At 68.1% G+C, this 16,616-nt stretch carries 17 protein-coding genes; 9 read left to right on the top strand and 8 right to left on the bottom strand.

The genetic code is table 11. The features are described 5' to 3' along the window. Positions 1–45 precede the first annotated feature (45 nt). From BMY35_RS02670 to BMY35_RS02660, 3 genes are read left to right on the top strand one after another with little or no spacing between them, the layout of a single operon-like run. A complete protein-coding gene (locus BMY35_RS02670; RefSeq protein WP_093195432.1) occupies positions 46–1,194 on the top strand; it encodes a branched-chain amino acid ABC transporter substrate-binding protein in 1,149 nt (382 codons plus the stop codon). Between the two features lie 14 nt (positions 1,195–1,208). Beyond that, positions 1,209–2,120 (top strand): delta(1)-pyrroline-2-carboxylate reductase family protein, encoded by a 912-nt coding sequence (locus BMY35_RS02665; RefSeq protein WP_093195431.1) that lies wholly within the window; start codon positions 1,209–1,211, stop codon positions 2,118–2,120. Between the two features lie 25 nt (positions 2,121–2,145). Further along, positions 2,146–3,318, top strand: a complete 1,173-nt coding sequence (locus BMY35_RS02660) for an NAD(P)/FAD-dependent oxidoreductase (RefSeq protein WP_093195430.1) — start codon at positions 2,146–2,148, stop codon at positions 3,316–3,318. 21 nt (positions 3,319–3,339) lie between these two features. Here the strand turns inward: BMY35_RS02660 and BMY35_RS02655 are convergent, their stop codons facing one another. Together BMY35_RS02655 and BMY35_RS02650 are read right to left on the bottom strand one after the other, a co-directional pair. Continuing rightward, a complete protein-coding gene (locus tag BMY35_RS02655) occupies positions 3,340–4,644 on the bottom strand; it encodes a DUF3443 family protein (protein ID WP_177213559.1) in 1,305 nt (434 codons plus the stop codon). A gap of 82 nt (positions 4,645–4,726) precedes the next feature. Next, entirely contained in the window at positions 4,727–5,275 is a 549-nt protein-coding gene (locus BMY35_RS02650) for a DUF2844 domain-containing protein (RefSeq protein ID WP_093195428.1), read from the bottom strand. A gap of 171 nt (positions 5,276–5,446) precedes the next feature. Here BMY35_RS02650 and BMY35_RS02645 point away from each other — a divergent pair, with 171 nt between their 5' ends. Then, a complete protein-coding gene (locus BMY35_RS02645) occupies positions 5,447–6,460 on the top strand; it encodes a class I fructose-bisphosphate aldolase (RefSeq protein ID WP_093195611.1) in 1,014 nt (337 codons plus the stop codon). A gap of 8 nt (positions 6,461–6,468) precedes the next feature. Continuing rightward, positions 6,469–7,767: an acetyl-CoA hydrolase/transferase family protein gene (locus tag BMY35_RS02640; protein WP_093195427.1), complete on the top strand. Its 1,299-nt coding sequence runs from the start codon at positions 6,469–6,471 to the stop codon at positions 7,765–7,767. A 16-nt stretch (positions 7,768–7,783) separates the two neighbouring features. On the opposite strand, the gene msrA is transcribed toward BMY35_RS02640, so the two are convergent. From msrA to BMY35_RS02620, 4 genes are all read right to left on the bottom strand, one after another. Further along, positions 7,784–8,485 carry a peptide-methionine (S)-S-oxide reductase MsrA gene (gene msrA / locus BMY35_RS02635; protein WP_093195426.1) on the bottom strand — a complete coding sequence of 234 codons (702 nt, stop codon included), beginning with the start codon at positions 8,483–8,485 and terminating at the stop codon, positions 7,784–7,786. A 107-nt stretch (positions 8,486–8,592) separates the two neighbouring features. Further along, positions 8,593–8,844 (bottom strand): pentapeptide MXKDX repeat protein, encoded by a 252-nt coding sequence (locus BMY35_RS02630; RefSeq protein WP_093195425.1) that lies wholly within the window; start codon positions 8,842–8,844, stop codon positions 8,593–8,595. Positions 8,845–8,950: 106 nt separating this feature from the next. After that, on the bottom strand, positions 8,951–9,742 hold the full coding sequence (locus BMY35_RS02625) for a molybdopterin-binding protein (RefSeq protein ID WP_093195424.1): 792 nt from the start codon (positions 9,740–9,742) through the stop codon (positions 8,951–8,953). A 1-nt stretch (position 9,743) separates the two neighbouring features. Further along, a complete protein-coding gene (locus tag BMY35_RS02620; protein WP_093195423.1) occupies positions 9,744–10,397 on the bottom strand; it encodes a cytochrome b/b6 domain-containing protein in 654 nt (217 codons plus the stop codon). Between the two features lie 99 nt (positions 10,398–10,496). Here BMY35_RS02620 and BMY35_RS02615 point away from each other — a divergent pair, with 99 nt between their 5' ends. Continuing rightward, positions 10,497–11,222, top strand: coding sequence for a response regulator transcription factor (locus BMY35_RS02615; protein WP_093195422.1), 726 nt, complete (start codon positions 10,497–10,499; stop codon positions 11,220–11,222). Beyond that, entirely contained in the window at positions 11,222–12,709 is a 1,488-nt protein-coding gene (locus BMY35_RS02610) for a sensor histidine kinase (protein ID WP_093195421.1), read from the top strand. Before BMY35_RS02615 ends, BMY35_RS02610 begins: the two co-directional genes overlap by 1 nt. Positions 12,710–12,718: 9 nt before the next feature. Here BMY35_RS02610 and BMY35_RS02605 read toward each other — a convergent pair whose 3' ends face one another. After that, on the bottom strand, positions 12,719–13,204 hold the full coding sequence (locus BMY35_RS02605; protein ID WP_093195420.1) for a YcxB family protein: 486 nt from the start codon (positions 13,202–13,204) through the stop codon (positions 12,719–12,721). An 80-nt stretch (positions 13,205–13,284) separates the two neighbouring features. Here BMY35_RS02605 and BMY35_RS02600 point away from each other — a divergent pair, with 80 nt between their 5' ends. Further along, positions 13,285–14,208 (top strand): crotonase/enoyl-CoA hydratase family protein, encoded by a 924-nt coding sequence (locus BMY35_RS02600; RefSeq protein WP_093195419.1) that lies wholly within the window; start codon positions 13,285–13,287, stop codon positions 14,206–14,208. 158 nt (positions 14,209–14,366) lie between these two features. After that, entirely contained in the window at positions 14,367–15,584 is a 1,218-nt protein-coding gene (locus tag BMY35_RS02595; RefSeq protein WP_093195418.1) for a glycerophosphodiester phosphodiesterase, read from the top strand. A gap of 23 nt (positions 15,585–15,607) precedes the next feature. Here the strand turns inward: BMY35_RS02595 and BMY35_RS02590 are convergent, their stop codons facing one another. Next, entirely contained in the window at positions 15,608–16,522 is a 915-nt protein-coding gene (locus tag BMY35_RS02590; RefSeq protein WP_240652025.1) for a transglutaminase family protein, read from the bottom strand. Positions 16,523–16,616: the final 94 nt, after the last annotated feature.

Raw genomic sequence — 16,616 nt, 5'->3', positions numbered from 1 at the left:
CTATTCTGCGTGCCGACCACTGCCAACGATTCGAGGAGACTTCCGATGATTGTTTCGCGCACCGCCCGCTCCGCAGCAACGGGCATCGCACTGGCTTGCGTCCTGGGCCTGCCCGCAGCCGCGTTCGCGCAGGCCGAGCAGACCGTCACCATCGGCCACGCCGGCCCGCTCACCGGGGGCGCCGCCCACTGGGGCAAGGACAACGACAACGGCGCGCGGCTCGCGGTGGAAGACCTGAACAGGCAGGGCCTCGTCATCGGCGGAAAGAAGATCAGGTTCGTGCTGCAGTCCGAGGACGACCAGGCCGACCCCAAGCAGGCCATGGTGGTCGCCAACAAGCTGGCCGACATGGGCGTGAAGGGCATCCTGGGCCACTTCAATTCGGGCGCGGCCATTCCGGCCTCCGCGGTCTACAGCCGCGCCGGCGTGCCCGACGTATCGACCGCCACCAACCCGGCCTTCACGAAGCAGGGCTACGACAACGTCTTCCGCATCCTGGCCAGCGACGAGGACGTGGGCATGGCCATCGCCGGCTACACGGTGAAGGACCTGAAGGCGAAGAACATCGCGGTGATCGACGACCGCACCGCCTACGGCCAGGGCGCCGCCGAGGTGTTCGCGCGCGGCGTGAAGGCGCTGGGCGGCAACATCGTCGCGCAGGAGTACGGCAGCGACAAGGCCACCGACTTCATGGCCATCCTCACCACCATCAAGAGCAAGCAGCCCGACGTCGTGTTCTACGGCGGCATGGACGCCCAGGGCGGGCTCATCGCGCGGCAGATGAGGCAACTGGGCATCACGGCCAAGCTGCTGGGCACCGACGGACTGTGCACCGACGAGGTCGCGAAGATCAGCGGCGGCGCGGTCGACGGGCTGCTGTACTGCACGCGCGGCGGCAAGGAGCTCGACAAGACGTCGAAGGGCGCCGAGTTCGAGCAGCGCTACAAGGCCCGCTACGGCACCGAGGTGCTGACCTATGCACCGTACCTGTACGACGCCATGATGGCGCTGGCCGCGGGCATGCGCGCGGCCAACTCGGTCGAGCCGCAGGCCTATCTGCCGGCAATGCGCAAGGTGAAGTTCGACGGCGTCACCGGCGCCATCAGCTTCGACGCCAAGGGCAACCTGCAGAAGCCCGACTTCACCGTCTTCACCTACAAGGACGGCAAGCGCGTGCGCGTGGCCGGCTCCTGAGGCGGCGGCCCCGCATGCGGACGCTGAGCGCGGAGGAAACCGCAGCCGCCTTGCCGTGGGGTGCGCTGGTCGAGGCGCTGCTGCAGATGTTCGAGCGCGAACGCCGAGGCGAAGCGCATGCCTCGCCGCGTACCTCGGTCGCGCTCGCGGCGGGCGGAGTCATGCTGCTGATGCCGGCCGCCGACCTGCGCTTTGCCGCGCTGAAGACGGTGACGGTGCATGCCGCCAATGCCGCGCGAGGCCTGCCGGTCGTGCAGTGCAACGTGACGCTGATGGACGCGACCACCGGCACGCGCCTGCTCGCGATGGACGGCAACGTGCTGACCGCGCGGCGCACGGCGGCGCTTTCGCTGGCTGGAGCGATCCGGGCAGGACGCACGGGCGCGGCGCGCATGCTGCTGATCGGCGCGGGCGTGCAGGCTTGCGCGCATGCCGAAGCCTTTGCCCAGGTGTGGGGCATCCGGCGTCTGGAGATTCATGCACGGACGCAGGCTCATGCCGAAGAGCTGGCGCGGTGCATGCGCTCGTTGGACGTCGATGCCAGCGCGGTCGCGGATCTGGCCGTTGCGGCGAAGCAGGCCGACCTGATCGTCGCCGCAACCAGCTCGCAGGATCCCGTGGTCCCGCCGCAGGTGCGGCCGGACGCCACCGTGATCGCCGTCGGCGCCTACCGTGCCGACATGGCCGAGGTGCCGCCCGAACTGGTGCGCCGCAGCGCCGTGTTTGTGGATACGCTGGAGGGAGCGCGCGGCGAGGCGGGCGACCTGATCCGGGCGGGCATCGATTGGTCCGCCGTGCAGGCTTTCTGCAACGCGTCGCCGGCACGCGAAGGCCGGCCGGTGCTGGTCAAGACCGTGGGCCACGCACTGTGGGACCTGGCGGCGGCGCAACTGGCATACGCGAATCGACAGCAGTGGCAGCAATGACGAACAGCGAGAAGAAGGGCATTTCATGCGTCGTGTGGTGATCATCGGCGGCGGGGCCATCGGCTCCGCCATCGCCTACTTCCTGACCCGCAGCCCCGAGGGGGAGCGCTTCGAGGTCACGGTGGTCGAGCGCGACTTCTCGTACAGGCAGGCCTCGTCGGCGCTGTCGGCGAGTTCGATCCGCCAGCAGTTCTCCACCGCCATCAACATCCGGATGTCGCTCTACGGCATCGACTTCTTCCGCAATCTCGGCGAGACGCTGCGCGTGGACGACGACGTGCCCGACATCGGCCTCGTCGAGCCGGGCTACCTGTATCTCGCCTCGCAGGCCGGCGTGGACGTGCTGCGCGAGAACCATGCGATGCAGAAGGCACACGCGGTGGACGTGGCGCTGCTGACACCCGACGAACTGAAGGCGCGCTTTCCGTGGATCTCGACGGAAGGCATCGCACTCGCCTCCCTCGGCCTTTCTGGCGAGGGCTGGTACGACGGCTACAGCCTGCTGCAGGCCTTCCGCAGGAAGGCCGTCTCGCAGGGCGTGCACTACGTGCAGGCGCACGCCACCGGGCTGAGGCGCGACGGGCGCGTGCTGACCGGCGTCCGGCTCGACAGCGGAGACACCCTGGACGCCGACGTGGTCGTCAACGCCGCGGGCGCATGGGCTGCGAAGGTGGCGCAGTGGGCCGGCATCGAACTGCCGGTGCGCGGCCGACGCCGCAGCGTGTTCAGCTTCTCATGCCCCGAGACGCTGCCGGGCTGCCCGCTGGTGATCGACACCTCCGGCATCTGGCTGCGCCCCGAAGGCCGGCAGTTCATCTGCGGCTTCGCGCCGCCCGAAGAGCAGGATCTAGACGACGCACCGCTGGAAGTCGAGTACGAGGCCTTCGACAGCTTCATCTGGCCCTCGCTGGCCGAGCGCGTGCCCGCCTTCGAAGCCATCCGCATGACCGGCGCCTGGGCCGGCTACTACGAGATGAACGTGTTCGACCACAACGCGATCCTTGGCCTGCACCCGGATTGCGACAACCTCTACTTCGCCAACGGCTTCTCGGGCCACGGCCTGCAGCAATGCCCGGCGGCGGGGCGCGGCGTGGCGGAGCTGATCCGCTTCGGCGAATACCGCAGCCTCGACCTCTCGCCGGTGTCGTTCGCGCGCATCCTCGAGAACAGGCCGCTGCTCGAGAAGAACGTGATCTAGCTGGCCCAGGCCTGGCTTTCTTCAGGGCGTCGCCAGCGCCGTGAACGGCCCCTGCTGGCCCAGTGCCGACTGGCCCTCGTTGAGCACCGCGACCAGCCTGCCGTAGAAGAACGGAAGGCCGAAGTCGATGGCGCTGCTGCCGGAGCTTGCAACGGCGATGTTGTCGACGGCCACGACGCCCGGGTTGCTCGTGAAAAGCGACTGCGCGCTCGCAATGGCGAAGCTCTGGCTCAGCGCCGCTCCCGTTGCGGCGGCGAAGCTGGCGCTGAGGTCCAGCGTGTTCGAAGGGCAGTAGAAGCCCGCGAAATTGCCGCTCTTCGGACACTGGGCGATCGTGGAATCGTTGAGGAAGAGGAAGTTCGATCCGCTGTCCAGAAAGCTGTCGGGAAAGCTCGAGTTCTTGTAGGTGACCGCGAGGCGGAGCGTGCTCGCATCGGTCTTCAGCACCGTGGCCCCGCTCATGGCGTTGTTGGCCTGCGTGGCGACGCCGAAATAGAGCGTGCCGACGGTCACTCCCTGTCCCGCCGCGGAAATCGCCGGCAGGCCGAGCACGACGCCGTTGTTGTCCTGCGCGAAGTTCGCCACGACGTTCTGCGCCTGCATCGGAACCGGCACCGCCGTGCCCTGGCATTGCCCGCCGGAGGGGCAGGCGTAGTAGGTGGCCGCGACGGCCTTCTGCGCGCAGGCCGTGCCGCAGTCCTGCAGGAAGGAGGCGACGCCGATGATGCCGTTCGTTCCGAGGTCGGCGGGCGTGTTCTCCGCATCGAGCGTGCCGTTGTCCGAGCATGCGCCGGGCACGATGCCGGAGGACGGGTCCCCGATGATCTGCAGCGGCTGCGAGGTCGCGGACTTCGGCCCCAGCGTGATGTCGGCGAGCCGCATCGTGCCCCATGTGTAGCCGTCGAGGAACTGCTCGCATGCATTCAGCGGGACGCTGTTCACCGTCTCCTGCGGCAGGGCCGCCAGCATCGACGAATTCAGCGCCGCGGCGGCGATGCGCACGCCCGTGGAGCCGGTGTCGATCAGCACGTTGTCGATGGTCTGGCAGGTGCCGGTTGCCGGGGCGCAAAGCTTCACGCTGATCTGGGGAAGATTGACGCCGCTCGAATCCGTGCCGCGCGACACCGTGAGCGACATCGAGTTCGGCGAGTTTGCGGCGGGCGCTGCTGTCGTGCCCGGCGTGGAGGTCGAGGCCGGTGCCGCGCTGGTCGTGGTGGGCAGCAGCCCGATCGGCAGGGCGCCGCCACCTCCGCCGCCCCCGCCACCTCCGCAGGCTGCGAGGCCCAGAAGGCCTGCGGCGCACACTGCCGCGCGAATCAGGTTCATGGCATCGGCTGCACGCCGGTTGCCTGCTTGTCGTGGTTCCATGGGCACGTTGGGTATTGCAAGAGGAAGGGCGTCAAGACGGTCAGGAGCCTTGCGGGATGGCCAGCGTGTCCGGGTCGACCCCGGCGGGCAGCAGCCCGGGCAGCCAGGCAACGCCCGTCGACGAGCGCTGGTGCGAGGAGGCATGTACCGCGAAGGTTTCGTCCGCCTGGGTGGTCGTGGCGTGGGAGCCCCTGCCCATCTGCCGCTGCGCCCGTGCATTGCTGGACATCTGCCGGGCGTAGTGCGTGCCCAGCAGGACTGACAGCTCAGGCCGATGGGAGCCGCGCCACGCCACAGCGAACACGGCGCCATCGGCCGTCAGGTATTCGCGCTGGATCAGCCCGTCGGGCAGCGTGACTTCCCGCATGCTCCAGCTGGGAGCGGACTCCGCAGTGGCAGTGCCGGTCGCCTGATTGGTGGTCTTGCGTGACCCGATGGCGACGCGTTGGCTCGGTGCCAGCGTGGGCGCACCGCCCAGCTCCGCAAATGCGGAAGGCGCTGCGAACACGGTCGCCGCAAGCGCCAGGCCCGCCAGCACGACGAGCCTTCCGCCGCCGCGCGCATCGCACTCTCGTGACCCACGTTCCATTCAGGTTTCCTTTCCGTCCCGACCGCGCGCAGATTACTGCCGGCTCGCGTCGGCTTGATAAAGACCCGGCGCGCCACATTGGCTGGATTGCCAAGTCGGCCAGCGATCAGGTTCGCGGTGTTAACGAGCCGGCGGGGAGGGCGTACGATGGCCGCCAGAGAGGTGCACGCCATGACCGCACAGACACTGATCGACACCGCCCGCGCGCTCGTCGCCGGAGACAAGGGCCTGCTCGCCATGGACGAGAGCAACGCCACCTGCAACAAGCGCTTCGCCGCGCTCGGCATTCCGCAGACGGAGGCTGCGCGGCGCGACTGGCGCGAGCTGATCGTCACCGCGCCGGGGCTGGCCGTCAGCATCGGGGGCGCGATCCTGTTCGACGAGACGATCCGGCAGAAGACCGATGCGGGCCTGCCCTTCGCGAAGGCGCTGGCCGACGCGGGCATCATTCCCGGCATCAAGGTCGACACCGGCGCCAAGCCGCTGGCCGGCCATCCCGGTGAAACCGTCACCGAAGGACTGGACGGCCTGCGCGAGCGCCTCGCCGAATACGCCATGATGGGCGCTCGCTTCGCCAAGTGGCGCGGCGTGATCGCCATCGGCGATGGCCTGCCGACGCGCGCGTGCATCCGCGTCAACGCCCATGCCCTCGCGCGCTACGCCGCGCTGTGCCAGGAAGCCGGGCTGGTGCCCATCGTCGAGCCCGAGGTGCTGATGGACGGCGATCATTCGCTCGCCCGCTGCGCCGAGGTCACCGAGGAAGTGCTGCACCGGACCTTCGCCGAGCTGCGCGCGCAGGGCGTGCTGCTCGAAGGCATGCTGCTGAAGCCGAACATGGTGCTGCCGGGGCTGAAGGCTCCCGTGCAGGACTCCGTCGACGCGGTGGCCGAAGCCACGGTCGGGTGCCTGCTGCGCGCCGTGCCCGCCGCCGTGCCGGGCGTGGCCTTTCTCTCTGGCGGGCAGCCAGCGCGGCTGGCCTCGGCTCGCCTGAACGAGATGAACATCCGCTTCAGGTCGCGCCTGCCGTGGGCGCTGACCTTCTCGTTCTCCCGCGCGGTGCAGCAGCCCGCGCTCGATGCATGGAAAGGCGAGGCGGCCAACGTGGCCGTCGCGCAGAAGGCGCTGGTGCAGCGCACCCGGGCCAACCGGGCCGCGCGCCGCGGCGAATACAAGGAAGAGGCATAGAACCCAGCATGACGACTCCCCAGGACCTGTACCGCCAGAAGCTGGCGTCTCCCGCCGATGCGGTGCGCCAGGTGCGCGACGGCGACATGATCATCGTGCCGACCGGCGTGGGCGAGCCGCCGACGCTGCTCACGGCGCTGTCGGAGCAGCGGCGCGATTTCCGCGACGTGAAGGTCGCGCAGATCCTCGCGATGCGCAAGTACGCCTACATCGACCCCGAGACCGTCGAGCATGTGCGTCACGTCGCGCTGTTCTTCGGCGGCGCCACCCGCGCGGGCGGGCAGGAGGGCTGGATCGACTTCCTGCCGAACTACTTCTCCGAGATACCGGCGCAGATCGAGCGCGGGCAGATCCCGGCCGAGGTGGTCTTCAGCATGGCCTCGCCGATGGACGCGCACGGCTACTTCTCGCTGAGCCTGGGCGCCGACTACACCATGGCCGCCGTCGCGAAGGCCCGCGCCGTGGTGCTGGAAGTGAACCCGAACGTGCCTTTCGCGTACGGTGCCTGCCACGTGCATGTCTCGCAGGTGGCCGCGCTGGTGGAGAACGAGGCGCCGGTGATGGAGGTCGGCCTGCCGAAGATCGGCGTGGTGCAGGAAGCCATCGGCAAGTACGTGGCAGACCTGATCGACGACGGCTCGACCCTGCAGATCGGCTACGGCGGCATTCCGGACGCGGTGGTCATGCAGCTCACGCACAAGCGGGACCTGGGCATTCACACCGAGATGATCGGCGACGGCATTCTCAAGCTGGTGGAGAGCGGCGCGGTCACCAACCGCCGCAAGAACTACCTGCCGGGCAAGTCGGTCGCGACCTTCGCGCTCGGCTCGGAGAGGCTCTACCGCTTCATGGACCGCAACCCCTCGCTCGAGATGCACCCGGTGAACTTCACCAACGACCCGGCGCTGGCCGGGCTGAACGACAACCTCGTCGCCATCAACGCGACCATGCAGATCGACCTGCTGGGGCAGTGCGGTTCGGAGAGCCTGGGCCACGCGCCGTATTCGGGCACGGGCGGGCAGTCGGACTTCGTGCGCGCCGCGAATCGCTCGCGCGGCGGTAAGGCCTTCATCGTGCTGCCCTCGACGGCCAAGGGCGACACCATCTCGCGCATCGTGCCCTCGCTGTCGCCGGGCACCCATGTGAGCACGAGCAAGAACGACATCAACTACGTCGTCACCGAATACGGCGTGGCGCAGCTGCGCGGCAAGTCGGCGAAGCAGCGGGCGCGCGAACTCATCGGCATCGCGCACCCGGCCTTCAGGGCGGAGCTGACCGAGCAGGCGAAGCGGCTGAAGCTGCTTTGAGCTTTTCGAGGGCCGGTCAGCCCGACTTGGCCGCCTTCACCAGCGAAGGCGTGGCCTTGTAGCTTTCGGGGAAGAGCTTCTTCAGGTCGTCGATCTTCGGCATGTCGTTGATCGCGATGTAAGGCTGGCTCGGGTGCAGCGTCAGGTAGTCCTGGTGGTAGTCCTCGGCCGCGTAGAAAGGCTTGGACATCTCGACGGTGGTGGCCAGCGGCTTGCCGAAGGTCTTCGCCTGGTTGAGCTGCGCGATGTACGCGTTGGCGATGCGCGCCTGCTCGGCGTTCTCGGCGAACACCGTGGAGCGGTATTGCGTGCCCGTGTCCGGGCCCTGGCGGTTGAGTTCGGTCGGGTCGTGCGCCACCGAGAAATAGATCTGCAGCAGCTTGCCGTAGCTGATCTGCTGCGGGTCGTAGGTGATGCGCACCGATTCGGCGTGGCCCGTGCGGCCCGAGCCGACCTCGTCGTAGCGCGCTGTCTTCGCGTCGCCGCCGGCATAGCCCGAGACGGCATTGCTCACGCCCTTGACGCGCTGGAACACGCCCTGCACGCCCCAGAAGCAGCCTCCGGCGAATACGGCGGTTTCGGTCTTCGCGCCCGGTTGCGCTGCGAGGTCTGCGGTGGGAGCGGGCACGCGGCGCGCGGTTTCGGCGAACGACGGCACCGTGTACCAGACCAGGGCGGCGGCAGCCAGCGTGCCTGCGGTGAGTGCGAGGGATTTCATGGAGATTCCTTGGGGAGCGGGATTTGCGGCGGCCGGCTGATCGGCCAACGCGACATTGACGCCGAATCTTCCGGACGTCAATGGCGCTTGCGAGGTGCCTTGCGGGCCTACTTCTTCATCTCGTCCTTGCCCATCGCGTCCTTCTTCATGGCGTCCTTGGACATGGAGTCCTTCGCCATCGAATCCTTCTTCATGCCGTCCTTCGACATGGAATCCTTGGCCATCGAGTCCTTCTTCATTGCGTCCTTGGACATCGAGTCCTTGGCCATGCCGTCCTTCGCCATTTCGTCCGCGGCGAAAGCAGAGGCGCCGGCGAAAGCCATGCAGGTGGCGAGCAGGGTTGCGCTGAGCTTGTTCATCTGGAGTTTTCCTGAGTGAGTTGAGGTTGGGTTTTCAATGTCGGCTCGGTCCCGGGGGAACTCCGCCTTTCGCTTTCTTCGGCAGTCGAGCGGCTCTGGCGGCCCCTCAGCTCCCTCCGAACCAGTTGTAGCCCTGGTCTTCCCAGTAGCCACCGGAATAGGTGTTGGTGACGAACATCGCCTTGATGTGCTTCGGGTTCTTGTAGCCAAGCTTGGTCGGCATGCGCAGCTTCATCGGAAAGCCGTACTTCGGCGGTAGCGGCTGGCCGTCGTAGGTCAGCGTCAGAAGCGTCTGCGGGTGCAGCGCGGTGGGCATGTCGATGCTGGTGTAGTAGTCGTCGGCGCACTTGAAGCCGACGTACTTCGCCGTAAGGTCGGCGCCGATGTGGCGAAGGAAGTCGGCAAAACGCACGCCGCCCCATTTGCCGATGGCGCTCCAGCCCTCCACGCAGATGTGCCGCGTGATCTGGTCCTGCTGCGGCATGGCGCGCAGCTCGGCCAGCGTCCAGGAGTGCCTGTCGGCGACCATGCCCGTCACTTCCAGCTTGTAGCTGGCCTCGTCCACCTCGCGCACCTCGTCCTCGCCGTAGTAGGCGTTGAACGGAAAGGGGCGCGTGATCTCGGCTTCGGTATAGGTCGGCGCGAGCTGCGTCGGGCTGAAGATCAGGCCCTGCACCTTGTCGTTGAGGCGCGAGATCTTCGTGAGCGCGGCTTCCACCTGCGCGTTGTCGCTGATGCTGCAGCCGGTGAGCAGCGAAAGGCCGCCGAGGGTGAGCGAGCGTCGCAGGAACACGCGGCGCGAGGGCTCGTCGAGCTTCTTCGAAATCAGGCTGCGGGCTTCGCGCAGCACGGCGTCGCCGTCGATGCCGTTCAGGGTGGGGGCTTTGAAGATTTTCATCTCAGGCTTTGGGCGTGCCGCCGCGGATCATGGTGAGGAGCGTGCGGGGCACGAGGGCCACCATCACGAGGTGCACGACGACGAAGGCGACGATGGCGGCCATGCCGAAGAAGTGCACGCGGCGGGCCGACTCGTAGCCGCCCATCAGTTCGCGCAGCACCGGGAACTGCACCGACTTCCACAGCACCAGGCCCGACAGCACGATCACGATCAGGTCGAGCATCACGAACAGGTAGGCCAGCTTCTGCACGCTGTTGTAGTGGCGCGGGTCGGCGTGCGAGAGCTTGCCCTTGAGGGCGGCCAGCGCGTCCTGCAGCACGCCGCGCGGCGTGAGCGGAAAGAACTTCGTGAAGAGCCGGCCGCTGGCGATGTTCAGCGCGAGGTACACGAGGCCGTTGAACACCAGCAGCCACATCGCCGCGAAGTGCCACTGCAGCGCGCCGCCGAGCCACCCGCCGAGCGTGACCACGGTCGGGATGGTGAAGGGAAAGAAGGGCGCGGCGTCGTAGATGCGCCAGCCGCTGGTCACCAGGATCACCACCGCCAGCGCGTTGAGCCAATGCGTGATGCGCATCCACAGCGGATGGATCGGGCGGCGGGCATCGGCCTGCGGGGCATCCGGGGCGAGTGGGGCGATGGCTGTGCGGCTGTTCATGGAGCGGATTTTTGGGCGCACCCCATGGCCGATTCATCACGCAAAGTTCAATTAATCGTGATAACTCGGCCGGCCGTATCGCGGGACAATGTCGCCACCATGGACACTGCCAAGCGCGTGCTGATCGTCGAGGACGACGCCCATATTGCCGAACTGCTGCGCATGCACCTGCGCGACGAGGGCTATGCCATCGAGCACGCCGCCGACGGCCACGCGGGCCTTCGCGAGCTGGAGCGCGGCAACTGGGACGCGCTGGTGCTCGACCTGATGCTGCCCGGCATCGACGGCCTCGAGATCTGCCGCCGCGCCCGCGCCATGACGCGCTACACGCCGATCATCATCATCAGCGCGCGTTCCAGCGAGGTGCACCGCATCCTCGGGCTGGAGCTGGGCGCCGACGACTACCTGGCCAAGCCCTTCTCGGTGCTGGAGCTGGTGGCGCGCGTGAAGGCGCTGCTGCGGCGCACCGACGCGCTGGCGCGCAACGCGCGCATGGAGTCGGGCAGCCTCACGTTGGGCAACCTCGACATCGAGCCGCTGGCGCGCGAGGTGCGCGTCGACGGCAAGCCGGTCGAGCTCACGCCGCGCGAGTTCGACCTGCTGTACTTCTTCGCGCGCAACCCCGGCAAGGTGTTCTCGCGGCTCGACCTGCTCAACCAGGTCTGGGGCTACCAGCACGACGGCTACGAGCACACCGTCAACACGCACATCAACCGGCTGCGCACCAAGGTGGAGGCCGATCCGGCGGAGCCCAGGCGCATCCTCACGGTGTGGGGGCGCGGCTACAAGCTGTCGGCCGGCGGCAGCGGGGAGGACTCGGCGTGATGGCCTGGGCCACGCTGTCGCGGCGGCTTTCCGCCGTGTTCGCGGTGCTGCTGCTGGTGTGCAGCGGCGCATCGGTGTGGCTGCAGATGCGTTCCAGCGGCATCCACGAGCAGGAGGTCATCCAGCGGCTGTCGCTCGGGCTCGCGGCGCACATCGCGGAGAACTCCGAGCTCATGAAGCCCGGCGGGCTCAATCAGGAAGCGGTGAAGGATCTTTTCGACAAGCTGATGGCCGTCAACCCGAGCGTGGAGGTCTACCTGCTGGGGATGGACGGCAGCATCAAGGCGCAGGCCGCGCCGCCCGGGCACCTGAAGCGCGACCGGGTCGGGCTGGAGCCGGTGCGCAGGCTGCTCTCGGGCGCGCCGCTGCCCATCGCGGGCGACGATCCGCGCAGCCTCACGGCGTCCAAGGTGTTCAGCGCCGCGCCGCTGCGCATGGACGGGCGCGAGGCGGGCTATGTCTACGTGGTGCTGCAGGGCGAGGACCACGACGCGCTGGTCGCCAACGTGGCAACCGACAACGTGCTGCGCACCACGCTGTGGTCGATGGGGCTGGTGGCTTTGCTCGGGCTGCTGGCGGGCCTTGCGGCATTCCGCCTCATCACCCGGCCGCTGCGCGAGCTGACAGCGGCGGTGAAGCGCTTCGAGACCGAGGGCATCGACTCGCTCGAGGGCGAGGCGCCCACGCTGGAGCGGCTTTCGCGCGGCAGCGACGAGATCGCGCAACTCGGCCAGGCCTTCGCGCAGATGACGCGCCGCATCGCCGAGCAATGGCGCGAGCTCACCCTGCAGGACCAGCAGCGCCGCGAGCTCTTCGCCAACATCTCGCACGACCTGCGCACGCCGCTCACGTCGCTGCACGGCTACCTGGAAACGCTGCTGCTCAAGGCCGGCACGCTCAGCGACGAGGAGCGACAGCGCTACCTCGAGATCGCCCTGGGCCAGAGCCGAAAGGTGGGCCGCCTCGCGCAGGAAGTGTTCGAGCTGGCCCGGCTCGAGTACGGCGTGGTCAAGCCCGAGAAGGAGAATTTCGCGCCGGCCGATCTCGTGCAGGACGTGTTCCAGAAGTTCGAGCTGGCGGCCGAGGCAAGGCGCCAGCGCCTGAGGCCCGACATCGCATCGGGCCTGCCCGTGGTGTCGGCCGACCTCGGCATGATCGAGCGCGTGCTGACCAACCTGCTCGACAACGCCATCCGCCACACGCCCGAGGGCGGCGAGATCGTGGTGCAGCTGCGCGCCGAGAACGGCGGCGTGGCGGTGCAGGTGAGCGACACCGGGCCCGGCATTCCCGGCGAGCTGCAGAAGGCGCTGTTCATGCGCCCCGTGTTCATGAGCGGCTCGCGCACCGACAGCGCGAGCAGCGGCGGGCTGGGGCTGGTGATCGTGAAGCGCATCCTGCAGCTGCACGACAGCGACATCAGGCTGGTGCAGCAGGCGGACAGGGGGGCGGTGTTCCGCTTCCAGCTGGGCGGTGCGGCGGGGGCCTGAAGGCGCGCGTCAGAACGGCGGCCCCACGTGCCGCTCCAGCCGTTGCGTCAGGCCCTGCAGGTCGAAGCCTTGAGAGGCGATCGACTTCGGCACGATGTGATAGAGCCGCGGCATCGGGTAGATCAGCACGAAGCGGTCGTTCTGGCGCCACTTGAGCACGTTCTCCCAAACCACCGTGCCATCGCCGTGCGGCGACGCGAGGCGCAGGCCGGTGTCCAGCAGTTCCGCCTGGAACTCCGCCTGCATCGCCTTGTACTTGCGGTAGTGCCGGCGCGCCAAGGCAGGCGTGAGCAGGCGCGTGGCCAGCAGCACGATGGCCATGCCGACCATTCCTCCCACCGCGGCGGGCCAGAGCCCGGGGCCGCCGATCAGGGCGCCGAGCAGGAGCAGCAGGCCGATCGCCGCCAGCAACGCCCAGCGCAGCGGCGTCGGCCGGGCGAACAGCCTCATCGCGTCGGCGTAGTCGTCTTCGGAGATTCTGAATGTCGCGATCATGGAAGGAGCCGGAGGTTTGCCTGCAGGTGAGCGTGGATGCTACAAGAGCAACGCGACCCAACCCCAGGAGACAAAAGACCATGCCCGCCTTCGAAACCGTGCTGATCGAAAAGGACCCGCAACACCCGCGCATCGCGCGCCTCGTGCTCAACCGGCCTGCAAAACTCAACGCCATCGGCGAGACCACGCCCACCGAGATACGTCGCGCTGTGGAATGGGCCGAGGCCGACGACGAGGTGCACGTGATCGTTGTCGAAGGCGCGGGCCGCGCGTTCTGCGCCGGCTATGACCTCGGGGACTATGCCGAGGGCCACGGACATGAAGGGCAGGGCGACCACCCCTGCCGCCAGGAGAAGACCCCCTGGGACCCGATGCTCGACTACGCCGCCATGAAGCGCAATACCGACGACTTCATGGCCCTGTGGCGCAGCCGCAAGCCGACCATCGCCAAGGTGCACGGCTATGCGGTGGCCGGTGGCAGCGACATCGCTCTGTGCTGCGACCTGCTGACCATGGCCGACGACGCACGCATCGGCTACATGCCCACGCGGGTGTGGGGCTGCCCGACGACCGCGATGTGGACCTACCGCCTCGGCGCCATGCGCGCCAAGCAGCTCATGTTCACGGGCGACACCATTGCCGGCAGGCAGGCGGCCGAATGGGGCCTCGCGAATTTCTCGGTGCCGGCCGACCAGCTCGACGAGGCCACGACGAAGCTCGCGCTGCGCATCGCCGGCGTGCCGAGCTCGCATCTCATGATGCACAAGCTGGTCGTCAACCAGGTCTGGCATTCGATGGGGCTGGAGCAGAGCCAGATGTTCGCCACCGTGTTCGACGGCATCACGCGCCACAACCCCGAGGGCATGTGGTTCAGGCGGCAGGCCGAGGCCGAGGGCTTCAAGAGCGCGGTGCAGTGGCGCGACAGCGGCCGGCCAATTCCCGAGGGCGACGAAGCCCGCGCGCGCATCGCCGAGCTCGAGGCGAAGCTGGCCGCGCGTGGCTGAGCGCTACTGAGCGCGGCCGAGCGCCGCGGTGCGGTCGAATGTCATGCGACCGACACACCTCCCCTCGATGATCCGGCGCGCCCACCGCCAGCCGACCACAACACGAAGAAGCGTGAGGCGGGTGCATTCGCATCGACATACAAGAGGGAGGAATCTCAATGCAATCGTTCATCTTTTCCAGGACGACGCTGGCGGCTTGCGCCTGCGCGTTCATCGCGGCCTGTGGCGGCGGCAGCGGCGGCGGTGGCGCACCGCTGTTGCCCATCGCACCATCACCCGCACCGGCTCCTTCACCAGCCCCCGCGCCGGCGCCTGCTCCGGCGGAGGCCGCTCCGGTGCTCGTCATCGGCCACCGCGGCGCCTCGGCATCGCGGCCCGAGCACACGCTGGCCGCTTACCAGCAGGCCATCGACGATGGCGCCGACTTCATCGAGCCCGACCTCGTGCCCACCAGGGACGGCGAACTGGTCGCCCGCCACGAGAACGCCATCGCCATCGTGGACGCCTCGGGCAACGTGACCGAAGCCACCACCAACGTGGCTGACGTGCCGAGGTTCGCCAGCCGCAAGACCACCAAGGTCATCGACGGCACCTCGATCACCGGCTGGTTCACCGAGGACTTCACGCTGGCCGAGCTCAAGGAGCTGAAGGCCCGCGAGCGCATTCCGAAGCTGCGCCCGGCCAACGTGTCTTACAACGACCAGTTCCAGGTGCCCACGCTCGACGAGGTGATCCAGCTCGCCAAGGCGCAGTCGGCGGCCAAGGGCCGGGTGATCGGTGTCTACCCCGAGACCAAGCACCCGACCTACTTCCGCTCCATCGGCCTGCCGCTGGAGAAGAGGCTGCTCGACACGCTGCAGAAGCACGACATGAACAAGGCCGACGCGCCGGTGTTCGTGCAGTCCTTCGAGACGGGCAACCTGAAGGACATCCGCCTGAAGAGCACGGTGAAGATCGTGCAGCTCGTCTACTCGCAGGGCGCGCCCTACGACCTGCAGGTCCTGGGCGACAAGCGGACCTACGCCGACCTCAAGAAGCCCGAGGGCCTGGCCGAGATCGCGACCTACGCGCAGGGCATCGGTGCCGACAAGGCGAGCGTGATCCCGGTGGTCGACGGCAAGCTGGGCACGCCGACCACGCTCGTGAAGGACGCGCACGACAGGAAGCTGCAGGTCCACGTGTGGACCTTCCGGCCGGAGAACAACTTCCTGCCCGAGAGCCTCAAGAAGGAGCCGAAGACCAACCCGATCGCGTTCGGCGACACGGTAGGGGAGATCAAGGCCTTCCTCGACGCGGGCATTGACGGCCTCTTCGCCGACAGTCCCGCGACTGCGGTGCCGGCGGTCAAGGCGTACCGCGCGGCGCGCGGGAAGTAAGGGAGAAAGCCGCCGCAGGGCGTTCAGCCCTGGCGGCGGCTCACGACCACCGAGGCCTCGAGTCCTTCGTAGGCCTCGGCGTCGCCATACCAGCTGCCGGAGATCGGCGCCGCCAGCGAAGGGTCGCGCGCGACGCCGACGCGGATCAGCTGGCCGCTGCCCATGAGGTTGTTGGTGGGGTCGAAGGCCAGCCAGCCCACGCCCGGCAAATAGGCCTGCAGCCAGGCGTGCGTGCTGCCGGCGCCCGTCACGGCCTCGCCGGCACCCGGGGGCTGGGCCTGGGCGGCGGTGTCGAGCGCGGCGTCGTAGAGGTAGCCAGAGACGAAGCGCGTGGCGATGCCCAACCTGCGCGTGGCCTCCATCATCAGCAGCGCGTAGTCGCGGCAACTGCCGCTGCCCAGCGCCAGCGTTTCGAGCGGCGTCTGCGTGCCTTCCTCGTCGCGCGCCTTGTATTCGAAGCTCTGGCCGATGTGCGCGTTCATGCGCGTGAGCACTTCGCGCGTGCTGTTGGGCTGGTCGGTGCGCAGGAACTGGTGGGCCCAGCGGATCAGCGTGCCTTCCGTATCGTCGTCGTGGTGCGGGCGAAGGTAGTGCTCGAGGTCGAGGCGCTCCTGCACCGAATAGGCGAAGGGCAGGAACTCGGCGGACGGGTCGAGCGTGAGCAGGTCGCGCTGCGAGGGCGGCACGTGCTCGATGGTGAATGAGCAGACGATGCGCAGCTCGGTGGCTTCGCCCAGCGGCTGCACCAGCGCGACGGAGTTCGAATAGGGGTCCTGGATGAGCCGGGTGCTGGCCTCCGGGCTCACCTGCAGGTCGGTGGCGAGCACGCGCAGGTCGTGGCTGTCGCGCGGGCGGAACATCACGCGGTGCAGCCCGAAGCTGACCGGCTTGCTGTAGCGGTAGACGGTGGTGTGCCGGATGTCGTACTGGATGGCCATGCGCCGCATTCTCATGCCTTCGCGTGGCAAAAAGAAAGGCGAAGGGAAAGGAGAAGGAAAGGCGAAGGAAATGTGGATCGGCGCGTGCGCATGC

The sequence above is a fragment of the Variovorax sp. YR750 genome (assembly GCF_900109805.1).
Lineage (GTDB): Bacteria > Pseudomonadota > Gammaproteobacteria > Burkholderiales > Burkholderiaceae_C > Variovorax > Variovorax gossypii.
This window is presented reverse-complemented; position numbering and strand designations above follow the sequence as displayed.

What these genes read in the sequence shown, in the direction of transcription:
- BMY35_RS02670 (WP_093195432.1), top strand. Translation starts at nt 46, where the DNA reads ATGATTGTTTCGCGCACCGCCCGCTCCGCAGCAACGGGCATCGCACTG.
- BMY35_RS02665 (WP_093195431.1), top strand. Translation starts at nt 1,209, where the DNA reads ATGCGGACGCTGAGCGCGGAGGAAACCGCAGCCGCCTTGCCGTGGGGT.
- BMY35_RS02660 (WP_093195430.1), top strand. Translation starts at nt 2,146, where the DNA reads ATGCGTCGTGTGGTGATCATCGGCGGCGGGGCCATCGGCTCCGCCATC.
- BMY35_RS02655 (WP_177213559.1), bottom strand. Translation starts at nt 4,644, where the DNA reads ATGAACCTGATTCGCGCGGCAGTGTGCGCCGCAGGCCTTCTGGGCCTC.
- BMY35_RS02650 (WP_093195428.1), bottom strand. Translation starts at nt 5,275, where the DNA reads ATGGAACGTGGGTCACGAGAGTGCGATGCGCGCGGCGGCGGAAGGCTC.
- BMY35_RS02645 (WP_093195611.1), top strand. Translation starts at nt 5,447, where the DNA reads ATGACCGCACAGACACTGATCGACACCGCCCGCGCGCTCGTCGCCGGA.
- BMY35_RS02640 (WP_093195427.1), top strand. Translation starts at nt 6,469, where the DNA reads ATGACGACTCCCCAGGACCTGTACCGCCAGAAGCTGGCGTCTCCCGCC.
- msrA (WP_093195426.1), bottom strand. Translation starts at nt 8,485, where the DNA reads ATGAAATCCCTCGCACTCACCGCAGGCACGCTGGCTGCCGCCGCCCTG.
- BMY35_RS02630 (WP_093195425.1), bottom strand. Translation starts at nt 8,844, where the DNA reads ATGAACAAGCTCAGCGCAACCCTGCTCGCCACCTGCATGGCTTTCGCC.
- BMY35_RS02625 (WP_093195424.1), bottom strand. Translation starts at nt 9,742, where the DNA reads ATGAAAATCTTCAAAGCCCCCACCCTGAACGGCATCGACGGCGACGCC.
- BMY35_RS02620 (WP_093195423.1), bottom strand. Translation starts at nt 10,397, where the DNA reads ATGAACAGCCGCACAGCCATCGCCCCACTCGCCCCGGATGCCCCGCAG.
- BMY35_RS02615 (WP_093195422.1), top strand. Translation starts at nt 10,497, where the DNA reads ATGGACACTGCCAAGCGCGTGCTGATCGTCGAGGACGACGCCCATATT.
- BMY35_RS02610 (WP_093195421.1), top strand. Translation starts at nt 11,222, where the DNA reads ATGGCCTGGGCCACGCTGTCGCGGCGGCTTTCCGCCGTGTTCGCGGTG.
- BMY35_RS02605 (WP_093195420.1), bottom strand. Translation starts at nt 13,204, where the DNA reads ATGATCGCGACATTCAGAATCTCCGAAGACGACTACGCCGACGCGATG.
- BMY35_RS02600 (WP_093195419.1), top strand. Translation starts at nt 13,285, where the DNA reads ATGCCCGCCTTCGAAACCGTGCTGATCGAAAAGGACCCGCAACACCCG.
- BMY35_RS02595 (WP_093195418.1), top strand. Translation starts at nt 14,367, where the DNA reads ATGCAATCGTTCATCTTTTCCAGGACGACGCTGGCGGCTTGCGCCTGC.
- BMY35_RS02590 (WP_240652025.1), bottom strand. Translation starts at nt 16,522, where the DNA reads ATGGCCATCCAGTACGACATCCGGCACACCACCGTCTACCGCTACAGC.